Genomic DNA, 10665 nt, shown 5'->3' on the forward strand with positions numbered 1-10665 from the left:
CGTCAGGCGAAGTTCACGTTGGGCAAGGACGAGATCAGGCGGCAACCGCACGCGCAGCGGTGGTGATGCATCGCGTAGGGTTGGCCGTCGCGATCGGGAAAGCGCGTGTCGCCCTCGGCGATCATGGTGTTGCCGTGCAGGTCGCATTGGGCGCTATCGCCGACGCGGGCGAGTCGGCGACCCATGAACATGGTGAAGGGTGAGCCGCTCGTGACTTCGCCGCCGTGCTCGAGCTTGTCGTATTCGCGGATGGGGGATTTCATTACTGTTTGTCCGGTTGTTCGGAATATGATAGTTGCGGACGCTTCAGGCGTGTCCAAATGGAGTCACGACCGATATCCAATATAGCGTCCTAAGGGTATGGCCAATTAAGGCAAATTTTTTCACGGCAGCATGCCTTCCACTATTGCGGCATCCACCAGCCACCGGAACATGAATTTCTAAGATTCAACCACAATTCACGGAGAAGGCCGCGCAATTCCACCTGCGGGTAGGCCGCTTCTTTGTCGACTTGTTTCAACTATGACATCATGAAGCAAAGGTGGAATCTCCTCGCTTTCTTTCTCTTTTAGTCTTCCGGTTCGGATTTCCAACGCGAAACAGGTCAGCCCGCTTATCGCCGGGCATACCAGGAAGAATTCAGGAATATCTCGCCTTGTGCCGTCGCCATACAGCGAATCTACGTAGGCTATTGTTCCAACCCAGCCAACCCCTCCATATTCTCTTTGCCATACAACGTGTCTGTAGTATCGCCCACCGGAATCTTCCTGATATATTTCATCGCGCGCCGTTGTTGCAGAGGTGGGCTCAGGTTCGTAGCCCGACGGGGTACGCGGAATTCTACAGTTAAACGAGAGTTCCGCTTTGATAGGTCGTCGATTCACCTGTATATCCAGAGAAAAGACCGTAGAGAGCACATCCTCACTGATATTATATTTTCAAGACGTAATCTGCCCCGCGAGCGATTGGCCGATTCTATACCGGCAATTCTCTCTAATCATATCAAGAGTTTCCCGCACGCTTGGATCCACTTTACTAACCAGATTACCCGCGGCATCACATCCTCCCCGTTCGGACCTCTGGAAACGGCGACATCCGCCAATGTGGTTAACGCGTTCACGAAAGATGTCGAACGATCCACGAGCCCGTTCATGTGGGTGCGCTCTTTCCGGTCGCCCCCGTATAATTGACGGCGGCGGCACAATTTGTGAACGATTGGCTGAAGTACCTCTCCTTTCCCGGGGTATTGATTTTTTTTCCGCGCCCGCTCCTGCCAAGTCAAACAGGATCCGCTCGGGGAACGCAGAATATGCCTGTCGCTCAATCCTCCCGTCACATTCCATTCTCGAGAAACCGCCATCTTTAAACAAAGCGACAGTCGTCACCGCTTGCTCACGGCAGTCTGTATTGAGAAGCTCGACTAGCGTCCCGGAATTTCGAGAACGCGCCCGGCGCGAGGCGTAAAGCGGGAAAGCATGCCGCAGAGACATCTGACGACGCATAGTAAAGAATCATAGAACCATCTTGCAGTGGCGAGAACGTGATTGGGAGATTCGCCAGTTCGACTTCCCAATCTGTTTCATCAAGGCACGCTCGATTATTCTTGTTCGCCTGTCTGTAGCTAGTCCTAGCCGCATCGACGAGTTCTGGGCGAAGGAAAAGACGATCATCCTGCCGAGTCGCAATGTTGTAGATAAGATTCAAATCAAGCCGTCTTCCGGTTTCCTTTTCTAGCGCAACCGCGTATTGATACGACGACGAGTGTATTCCGTCACATATCATAGTTCCTGAAACCTCCAAAATGACTACCTTATTTACATCAATAACCTTCTTCAATGTAGCATTGTATTTCCCGAGAGATTCCATTCCTTTTGCCGCATCTAAACAATCTTTCGCATCAGCCTCAACACGCATTCTCAGTGCATGGAGCGACTTCCTCAGCATTGGAGAAGCGTTTTGAACTGGCGGCAGCGGACCGATCTCCACGGCCTCCGACTTGGCATAGGAAAAGGATGTTCGCAGCATTGCGAACAACAACAAAGTGGCGAGGCGCTTCATAGTTCAATGTCCTCTCTTCAAGCGGGGCGTTGTGGGGTGAAGTCCACGTACACTTGCGATATCGTCGCTGATTGTCCCCAAGTCGGCGTTTGTCGCGGACGAGAAACAATTTTCTGTCTTGCGTATGTCAGCGTCGCACTCGTCGACGTGTCTGTCGTATCGCCGCGATATCGAAGAAGATATGCAGCGTATTGCTGCCGATCGTCGTAGCCATTTCCACCTCCGTTCACCAGAATCGACATTCTCCCTACTGTCTCAGTGGTAATTCCTGCATCAGCAATACGCAAAATGTTAGTGGTTCCCATAAAATGCTTCCAGACCCAAAAGAAGCCAGCGCTGTCGCAAGCATTTGAACCTATAGAGACTAGGAGCTCAGGGTCATAGCGCGGATACCATCGTCTCGTATCACGGTGCGTATGCCCTTGAGAATCAACAGTCGGTGGGCCCGACCCAATAGTGATTTGACGTTTGCGTAATTCTTCGGTCTGTGTACTGACCCGAAGTGTTCGGCGCAAACGCGCGAAACTTCCCATAGTCATCATATAGCGTCGGCCACGTAAGCTGCATCAGACCGCGGCCATAAAACGCTTGGTAATACTGCACATTCCCAGATGTCCCGCGACCTTGCCCATCCTCACGAGCGGTTCTCATTAGTCCGGTCTCAATATAGGCCTGCGATAAAAAGGCGACCTGGCGTTCCGCTGTTGAAAATTGATACTTTCGAAATGCGTTGCAAAGATCTGTGTGCGAAATCGTTCCGCCGTTCAGACGCCCGCGAGCCGTCTCCCAACTGAGAGTAGCTCCCGCACGATTTAATCCATAGCGACGTGGGAGAAGCTGGGTGAGTTCATCAAGGCTCAGCCACCCACACTTTCTGAAATGGCGAACAAATTCCAACGGATGAAAAGACCAAAGCTTCTGTCCCGCGGGCAACCCCGTCTTGTCCCAGAACTGAAACGACTTCAACAATTTCAAAAACGCCGCGTAACCTGCATCGTTGCCGTGATAGAACTCACCTTCGTCCTTCAGCTTGCGATACCGATCCTCGTTATGCGCGTTGTCCCATTCGCTCGGCGCTTCGCAGATGAAACCGCGCAATTGTTCCCGTACTGACACGTTCGACTTGATGTACTGAGCCAACACGTCTTCCTTCTTGTACCCCTCCTTCAGCGCCGCCTCCTCTCGCGTCTGATGTTCGTACACTCCCTTGACGATCTTCTTCAGCGCGTCGATATCGCACAGTCCATCCGCGCTAAACGGTGTGTTGCCCTCACTGATCTTCTGCCAACCGGCAAAACCCGAAAAATCCGCGTCCGACAGCCGGATCGGCTTTCGCCTGCGTGGTCGCCGTCGCCAGATCCGTCACACGTTGCAGTGCGGCCTTCAACTGCTGTATTGCCGCGGGCATTTCGAGGTGCGGCGTGTCGACTCCGGCGGCCGCGTCCGCCGAGAGAAACAGTCCTTTCGCCGCGCGCATCGTGCCCCACGCCTGCGTCGTGATTTCGAAGCCCTCTCCGCGAGGAAGCTTCTTACTGTTGAGCAGATAGCCCTGGTTCACCGCCGACTGGCGGTACACCGTGGCGATGCGCGCACTTTCCTTACCTTGCAGATCGTTGAACACGACTTCCGCGCCGAGCAGCGGCGAGCGCCAGATGGCGTAACTGAACAAGGAATCCGTGCCCCGCACCAAGTCAGGATGCGAATAGTCATGCAACGCGCCGGAAATGTGTAGGCGATCGATGTCAGCATGCGCGCCCGAGAGCAGAACTTCCGTGGACGGAAGCAAGGGCGAATGAAAGCCGCCTTGATACGACGAGAATCCGGCATCAGCGGTATGTCGATTGAGCGCACGTAACCGCGCGGATTGTCCGTGAACACCAATGTGTCCAGTTGCCCGTCCTGGCCGCGCGCCTGTTTATAGAACCACGCAATGCCTTTTCGTTTCGCGTGACGAGTGGTCATGTCCCACACGGACTCCTCGTACATCACGATCTGTTCCATCTTCTCCTGCGCGCCTTCCAGATGGAACTCGACATCGAAGGCGTCGAAGTTCGTCCGGTCGATCAGCAGTTGCGTGACCAGTTCCTGAAACGTCACGTCCCTGAAGACATCCGATTTCTGCACTTGCTTGCAAAGGGCGGCGAACCTTGGCTCGATGCGGATTTTATAAGTGGCCTCGTCCCGGTTTGTCCGGATGCGTTTGCATCGGGTGACGACGCCATTGAACGTCGCGGCCTCGTGATTGACAGGCGCGACGTAGTCGACCGAGGGCACGGCCACCCGCTCGTCGATCTGCAGCCCTGCACGTCGCCCGACCACGGTCTTGCCGTCGATGTCGAGCTGCGGCGAGGTCACCGTCACATCGACCTTATAGTCCTCGCACAGGCCCGCTTTTACTTTGAATTTCAGAACATCCAGATCGAGATCCAGCGTGCCGATCCACACGTTCAAAATCTGCGTAAGGCGCGCACTCGGATGGCGCAGCGCGTCGGTCAGATTTTTCGTCACAGCATTCATACGCGATCCTTATTCTGTTCAACCAACTCAAGCATTAATCGTTTTTCTTTGGACCGATGAATTTAGGATTGCATTACAAATAGGTCAACCGGCTGATCGGTATTTGTTTGACATTCACGACCTATTGATTAAAGAAATCAGAATTCGGACATCGCCCATACCATGAGATCGAAGCGCGTGATTGAAAGAATGAGAAATTGCCTTTGAGCAGCAGACTTGAAGAATCGAGAGAAAATTCAACTCTTCTCACCGGTCCGATCGGTGTGAGGAAGCCAGATCGCACAATCTTTCAACTCGCTGTCCAGAGCGAACACTCGCTGCGTCGCGGGGCCATACAGGAAAACCCTGATCAAATCCCGCCCCGCCCTCCACCCCGTGTTCGAACTATTCGAAAGCCCGCTTCAACGATTTCGCATATCACTCGCGCTCAGCAGCCGCTACATTTCTTCTGTCCCGCCGCGTCCCGCGCGAGCAGGGACGCAAAAACAAATACGGAGACAGACGTGGAAATCGATGCGACCAACATGCCGCAAGGTGCGGCATCGCCCGCTGCGTCACACGATGCGGCCACCGCGGACCGGATCTTTCGCCGCCTCGCGCTGCAAATCCTGCCGATCCTGATGTTCGCGTACATCACGTCGTACATCGATCGCGTGAATGTGAGCTTCGCGAAGCTGCAGATGGCGCAGCAACTCGGTTTCTCCGATGCCGTGTTCGGCTTCGGCGCGGGCATCTTCTTTCTCGGCTATGTGGTCTTCGAAGTGCCGAGCAACATCATCCTGCAACGCGTCGGCGCGCGCCGATGGATCACGCGCATCATTCTGTCGTGGGCCATCGTGTCGGGCCTCACGGCCTTCGTCTCCACGCCCATGCAGTTCTATGTGATGCGCTGCCTGCTCGGCGTCGCGGAAGCGGGCTTCATTCCGGCGATCGTCTTCTATATCGGCCAGTCGTTTCCGCGCAACCGCCGCGCGCGCATCCTCAGCATGTTCTATGCGGCGCTCGCGCTGGCGGGTCTCATCGGTTCGCCGCTGACGGGCTTCATCATGCAGTACTTCGATGGTCTCATGCAGTTGCCAGGCTGGAAGTGGATCTTCATCGTCGAGGCATTGCCCGCGTTTCTCGCGGCGGTCTATACATGGAAGGGACTCGACGACGACGTCACCCAAAGCCCGCGTTTCAGCGAAACGGATCGCGCGTTGTTGTCGCGCGTGCTCGCCGAGGATCGCGCGGTAACGGCGCAATCGAATCACAAGGGCCTCTTCACCAGCGCGCTCGTGTGGGCGTTCTGCCTCATCTATTTTCTCGATGTCTTCGGCATCTACGGCTACACCTTCTGGGCCCCGACGATGATCAAGTCGATGGGCATCTCCGGCGACTTCGCGATCGGCGCACTCGCCGCATTGCCGAACGCGGTCGCGGTCGTCGTGATGGTCATGTTCGGCCGCAGCGCGGACAAGCGCGGCGAGCGGCGCTTGCATGTCGCGGCGCTGCTGCTGATGGGCGCGGTGGGCTTGTCGCTGTCGGTGCTCTGGCATGACAACCTATGGCTCGGCATGATCGCGCTGTGCATCGCGAATGCGGGATTGCTGTCGTTTCCGCCGCTCTTCTGGAGCATGCCGACGGCCGTGCTCGGACAGGCCGCGGCGGCGGTCGGCATCGCATGGATCAGCGCGTTCGGCAATCTCGGCGGCTTCTTCGGCCCATATGTAGTCGGCTTTCTGAAGCAGGCTTCCGGCGGCATGACGCTGCCGATCTTCTCGATGGTCGGCTGCCTCGCGCTCGGCATCGTTCTCACGATGCTGCTGCCGAAGCGCCTCGTGAACCGCTGAGCATTTTCAAACTTACACGACAACATGAAGAGAGACACAGCATGAAGCAACGCATCGGCATGATCGGTGTCGGCCTGATGGGGCACGGCATCGCGCGTAACGTGATGAAGCATGGTTATCCGCTGACGGTCGTCGAGCATCCCGGCAATCAGCCGCTCGACGAATTGCTCGCGGGCGGCGTGAAGACCGTCGCGAACGGCGAGGCGCTCGCGCGCGCATCGGGCATCGTCATTCTGTGCGTGACGGGCTCGCCCGAAGTCGAAGCGGTACTGACCGCGCCCGATGGCGTGCTCGCGGGATTGCAGCCGGGCGCGATCGTCATCGACTGCTCGACGGCGGTGCCCGCATCGACGCAGCGCATGGCGGCGCTCGTGAAGGAAGCGGGCGGCCTCTTCGTCGATGCGCCCATGACGCGCACCGCGAAGGAAGCGCATGAAGGGCGGCTGAATCTGCTGGTCGGCGCTTCGGCCGAGCTGTTCGCGCGCATCGAGCCGTTGCTGCGTACCTATGCGGAGAACGTGACGCTCGTCGGCGATGTGGGCGCGGGACACAGCATGAAGCTGCTGCACAACTTCGTGTCGCTCGGCACGATCGCGCTGATCTCGGAAGCGGCGGCCTGCGCGAAACGCGCGGGCGTCGATGCGCAGACTTTCGTCGATGTCCTCGCGAAAGGCGGCGGTGGTGGCGCGGCGCTCGAGCGGCTGCGTCCGTCGCTTATCGACGGCGATCCGTCGGGCATGCCGTTTCACATGTCCAATGCGTTGAAGGATCTCGGCTACTACGTGACGATGGCCGGCGACAACAACGCCGTCGATGCGATCGCCGGCGCCGTGCGCGCGACGTATGCGGATGCGGTCGAGCAAGGCGGCGCGCATCGTACTTTGCTGGAGTTGCCGAGGTTGCTGGGCGATTGAAGTTGCGATAAAAAAAGCCGCTCATCGAGCGGCTTTCCCTGGCGCTTTAAAGCCTCAATCGCCGAGCAAGGACAAGTCGCGCACCGCGCCCTTGTCCGCCGACATCACCAGCTTCGCATACGCCTTCAGCGCAGCCGACACCTTGCGCGGACGCTGCTTCGCGGGCTTCCAGCCCTTCGCGTTCTGCTCTTCGCGACGGCGCGCGAGTTCATCGTCGGAGAGCAGCACGTCGATCGTGCGATTCGGAATGTCGATGCGAATCTTGTCGCCGTCGCGCACAAGGCCGATCGCGCCGCCCGCCGCCGCTTCCGGCGAGCAATGACCGATCGACAGGCCCGATGTGCCGCCCGAGAAACGTCCGTCCGTCAGCAGCGCGCATGCCTTGCCGAGACCCTTCGACTTGATGTAGCTCGTCGGGTACAGCATTTCCTGCATGCCGGGCCCGCCCTTCGGACCTTCGTATCGAACGATGACGACATCGCCCGCCTTCACCTTGTCATTGAGGATGTTCTCGACGGCTTCGTCCTGCGACTCGGTGACGTGCGCCGTGCCTTCGAACACGAGAATGCTTTCATCGACGCCCGCCGTCTTCACGACGCAGCCATCCAGCGCGATGTTGCCCGTCAGCACCGCAAGGCCGCCTTCCTTCGAGAACGCGTGCTCGTACGAGCGAATGCAGCCTTCGGCGCGATCCGTATCGAGGCTCGGCCAGCGCGTGTTCTGGCTGAACGCGACTTGCGTCGGCACGCCTGCGGGACCTGCCATGTAGAACGTCTTGACGGCTTCGTCGTCGGTGAGCTTGACGTCCCATTGCGCGAGCGCGTCTTTCAGCGTCGGCGCGTGCACGGTCGGCACGTCGGTATGCAGCTTGCCCGCGCGATCCAGTTCGCCGAGGATCGCCATGATGCCGCCCGCGCGATGCACGTCTTCGATGTGATACTTGTTCGTGTTCGGCGCGACCTTGCACAGCTGCGGCACGGTGCGCGACAGACGATCGATGTCCTTCATCGTGAAGTCGATCTCGGCTTCGCGCGCGATCGCCAGCAAGTGAAGAATGGTGTTGGTCGAGCCGCCCATCGCGATATCGAGCGTCATCGCGTTCTCGAACGCCTTGAAGCCGACCGAGCGCGGCAGCACGCGCGCCTCTTCCTGCTCGTAATAACGGCGCGCCAGTTCGACGATGCCGCGTCCCGCGCGCTTGAACAACTGCTCGCGGTCGGCGTGCGTCGCGACGACGGTGCCGTTGCCGGGCAGCGAGAGACCGAGCGCTTCGGTGAGGCAGTTCATCGAGTTGGCCGTGAACATGCCCGAGCACGAGCCGCATGTCGGGCACGCGGAGCGCTCGACTTCGGCGACTTCCGCATCGGAATACGACTGGTCGGCGGCGATCACCATCGCATCGACGAGATCGAGCTTCTTCAGTTCGATGGCCTTCGTCTTCGGATTCGCGAGGCGCGTCTTGCCCGCTTCCATCGGGCCGCCCGAAACGAAAATGACGGGAATGTTCAGGCGCATCGCGGCCATCAACATGCCCGGCGTGATCTTGTCGCAGTTCGAGATGCAGACCATGGCGTCGGCGCAATGCGCGTTGACCATGTATTCGACCGAATCCGCGATGATGTCGCGGCTCGGCAGCGAGTACAGCATGCCGTCGTGACCCATCGCGATGCCGTCGTCGACCGCGATCGTGTTGAACTCCTTCGCCACGCCGCCCGCGGCTTCGATCTCACGCGCGACGAGCTGGCCCAGGTCTTTCAGATGAACGTGCCCCGGCACGAACTGGGTGAACGAGTTGACGACGGCGATGATCGGCTTCGAGAAATCTTCGTCTTTCATGCCGGTGGCGCGCCAGAGGGAGCGCGCGCCCGCCATGTTGCGTCCGGCGGTGGAGGTTTTGGAACGGTATGTGGGCATCGTGGTTGCGGTTGGAATGTCGCGAATGAAAGCGGGCCACGAGGGGTGAGGGCCCTTGCGCGCGGCATCCGCGACCTTTTGGGTCGGGTGGGCGCGAGTTTTGGGATTATCCCATACCTGCTTCGTCCATTCCGCTTCGACGCGCCGCCTGCACCAGCGCGCGAATCGCCCAGCGTCTGACCTTGCGCGCGCGTGCGTCGTCGAGTTGCAGCACGTCCTTGCAGACGATCATCGCCTCCGTGCCGATGACGAGCGCGAGCGCCTGCGTGAGCGTGTCGAGCGCGGCGGGACTGAACTCGTCTTGCGCGGGTTCGAGCGCGGACTCGATCAACGGTGTGCGGCGATTCTGCCGCAGCGGCATGTCGTCCTGCGATTCGCCCTTCGCCGCCCGCTCCAGCGAATGCGCGAGCATCATGCGCAACGGTGCTTCGTTCGCAAGAATCATGTCGTTGAGCGCGGCGTCGACACGCAACAATCTCGCGACCGGGTCGGCCGATGCGCGCGCCGAAAATAGCTGGCTCGCAACGGGCGTGTCGACATCGAGCGATGCTTCGAGCAAGAGCGCATCGATGCTCGGGAAATGCCGATACGCCGTCGCACGCGACACGAGCGCTTCTGCCGCAACCTCTTCCAGCCCGGGCTTGCGCCCTTGCTTCATCAGCGCCGATGCCGCCTTCAGCAGATCCTTGCGCGTGCGCTGCTTCTGATTGCCGCGGGTCTTCGGTTCGGACTTCGCCATATCAAGCCTGCGGCAACTGACCGATGATCGCCGCGAGATCGACCCACACGTTTTCACGGCGAATCTGTCCGCTTTCGCTGAATTCGACGACATGCAGCATGCGAAATTCCAGCGGACGCCCACGGCCTTCGAGCCCGAACGGCCGGCCCGGCGCCTTGCCGCGCCACAACGACTCGTCGATGACAAAGCCGTCGCCATACAGACGGCGCAAGCACTCGACCCGGCTCTCCGACAGATCGGCAAACAACGCTTCGTAGAACGGCCGCGCGCGCTCGCGTCCGTGCGCCGGACCGGCAGGCCAGCCAACGACATCGTGCTCGACATCGTCGGTGAGCGTGGCGAGCACGCCTTCGACATCGTCGCTTCGTTCAAAACCGAAATGCTCTTCGATCTTGCGGTCCATCTCGACAGCAGTCAGCGTCATGATTGCCTCCTTGCACGGGTCACGCTTTCCAATTCATTCTAGTGAGACGACAGTCTCATTACAAGATTGAAATATCGTCTGGTGCGAGATGGTTAGCTATGCAATCACTTCAATGCATCGGCGCATATCGCAGATAAAAAAAAGCGCAGCCTCTTTCGAGACTGCGCTTTTTTTCCTTACGGTGCGGGGATCAAACCGCCCGTCGCACCATCAATTCCTTGATCTTGCCGATCGCCTTGGTCGGGTTGAGCCCCTTCGGGCACACGT

10 protein-coding genes and 1 pseudogene are annotated in these 10665 nt (G+C 58.7%); 2 read left to right on the forward strand and 9 right to left on the reverse strand.

The window, feature by feature from the left end:
* Window positions 1-2: 2 nt before the first annotated feature.
* From NCT05_RS28515 to NCT05_RS28535, 5 genes are all read right to left on the reverse strand, one after another.
* Window positions 3-263 carry a PAAR domain-containing protein gene (locus tag NCT05_RS28515; protein ID WP_250503737.1) on the reverse strand — a complete coding sequence of 87 codons (261 nt, stop codon included), beginning with the start codon at window positions 261-263 and terminating at the stop codon, window positions 3-5.
* Between the two features lie 1129 nt (window positions 264-1392).
* The gene (locus NCT05_RS28520; RefSeq protein WP_008347074.1) at window positions 1393-2058 is read right to left on the reverse strand and encodes a hypothetical protein; all 666 of its coding nucleotides are present in this window, start codon (window positions 2056-2058) and stop codon (window positions 1393-1395) included.
* 429 nt (window positions 2059-2487) lie between these two features.
* On the reverse strand, window positions 2488-3261 hold the full coding sequence (locus NCT05_RS28525) for a hypothetical protein (protein ID WP_250503738.1): 774 nt from the start codon (window positions 3259-3261) through the stop codon (window positions 2488-2490).
* Between the two features lie 67 nt (window positions 3262-3328).
* Window positions 3329-3679 (reverse strand): type VI secretion system Vgr family protein, encoded by a 351-nt coding sequence (locus NCT05_RS28530; protein ID WP_250503739.1) that lies wholly within the window; start codon window positions 3677-3679, stop codon window positions 3329-3331.
* Window positions 3613-4575 carry a phage late control D family protein gene (locus tag NCT05_RS28535; RefSeq protein ID WP_250503740.1) on the reverse strand — a complete coding sequence of 321 codons (963 nt, stop codon included), beginning with the start codon at window positions 4573-4575 and terminating at the stop codon, window positions 3613-3615. The genes NCT05_RS28530 and NCT05_RS28535 overlap by 67 nt, the downstream gene beginning before the upstream one ends.
* 503 nt (window positions 4576-5078) lie before the next feature.
* Between NCT05_RS28535 and NCT05_RS28540 the strand changes: the two genes are divergently transcribed.
* The gene (locus NCT05_RS28540; RefSeq protein ID WP_250503741.1) at window positions 5079-6407 is read left to right on the forward strand and encodes an MFS transporter; all 1329 of its coding nucleotides are present in this window, start codon (window positions 5079-5081) and stop codon (window positions 6405-6407) included.
* A gap of 41 nt (window positions 6408-6448) precedes the next feature.
* Window positions 6449-7321, forward strand: coding sequence for an NAD(P)-dependent oxidoreductase (locus NCT05_RS28545; RefSeq protein WP_250503742.1), 873 nt, complete (start codon window positions 6449-6451; stop codon window positions 7319-7321).
* A gap of 54 nt (window positions 7322-7375) precedes the next feature.
* On the opposite strand, the gene ilvD is transcribed toward NCT05_RS28545, so the two are convergent.
* The 4 genes and pseudogenes from ilvD to sdhB all read right to left on the reverse strand — a co-directional run.
* Window positions 7376-9235, reverse strand: a complete 1860-nt coding sequence (gene ilvD, locus NCT05_RS28550; protein WP_250503743.1) for a dihydroxy-acid dehydratase — start codon at window positions 9233-9235, stop codon at window positions 7376-7378.
* 106 nt (window positions 9236-9341) lie between these two features.
* Complete coding sequence (locus tag NCT05_RS28555; RefSeq protein ID WP_008347084.1) at window positions 9342-9974, reverse strand: TetR/AcrR family transcriptional regulator; 633 nt, start codon at window positions 9972-9974, stop codon at window positions 9342-9344.
* 1 nt (window position 9975) lies between these two features.
* On the reverse strand, window positions 9976-10398 hold the full coding sequence (locus tag NCT05_RS28560; RefSeq protein ID WP_008347086.1) for a nuclear transport factor 2 family protein: 423 nt from the start codon (window positions 10396-10398) through the stop codon (window positions 9976-9978).
* 190 nt (window positions 10399-10588) lie between these two features.
* Window positions 10589-10665 (reverse strand): annotated as a pseudogene (gene sdhB, locus NCT05_RS28565) (succinate dehydrogenase iron-sulfur subunit); the annotation flags it as partial.

It is taken from the genome of Caballeronia sp. AZ7_KS35, assembly GCF_023631045.1.
Lineage (GTDB): Bacteria > Pseudomonadota > Gammaproteobacteria > Burkholderiales > Burkholderiaceae > Caballeronia > Caballeronia zhejiangensis.